The sequence below is a fragment of the Herbaspirillum lusitanum P6-12 genome (genome assembly GCF_000256565.1).
GTDB lineage: Bacteria > Pseudomonadota > Gammaproteobacteria > Burkholderiales > Burkholderiaceae_D > Herbaspirillum > Herbaspirillum lusitanum.
On sequence record NZ_AJHH01000334.1, the window covers coordinates 1 to 524 of the forward strand.

1 protein-coding gene is annotated in these 524 nt (G+C 60.5%); it reads right to left on the minus strand.

From position 1 onward, the window contains the following. Positions 1-21 precede the first annotated feature (21 nt). Positions 22-408, minus strand: coding sequence for an OsmC family protein (locus HLUSI_RS0110740; protein ID WP_016833984.1), 387 nt, complete (start codon positions 406-408; stop codon positions 22-24). Between the last annotated feature and the right edge of the window lie 116 nt (positions 409-524).

Here is a 524-nt window from a genome sequence, read left to right on the forward strand (position 1 = left end):
ATTCGCTATCCCCCGGGGGGGCTATACGAAAGCCGTACGGATCGGCGTGCCTTCGCGCAAGGTCTTGGTGACCGGCGTCTTCTCGCAGATTTCGGCGAGGCGCGTGAGCTGTTCCGGTGTCAGCGTATTGCCGAAGGTGACGGTGCGCTCGATGTTCTCCAGCCCGCAGTCGTCGCGCGAAAAACGCGCATCGATATGGATGGTGCCGAGGTCCCAGCCCTTGCGATCGGCATACATGCGCAAGGTCAGCGAGGTGCACGCGGCCAGCGCGGCCAGCAGCAATTCGTAAGGCGCCGCACCGGTGTCGCTGCCGCCGTTGCCGGCGGGTTCATCCGCTTGCAGCTGATGGGTGCGGGCGCGGATGCGTTGCGCGTAGCCGGCGTCGTTGTGCAGATGGATGGTGGCCATGATGCGAACTCCTTCAATGCGGACGGGATGCGTGATTGTTGCACATTCCGTTTTCGGTTTTTGAGGTTTTCATGGGCGTAAAAAAAGCAAAGCTAAAAATGGTATTTGTAGTCCCC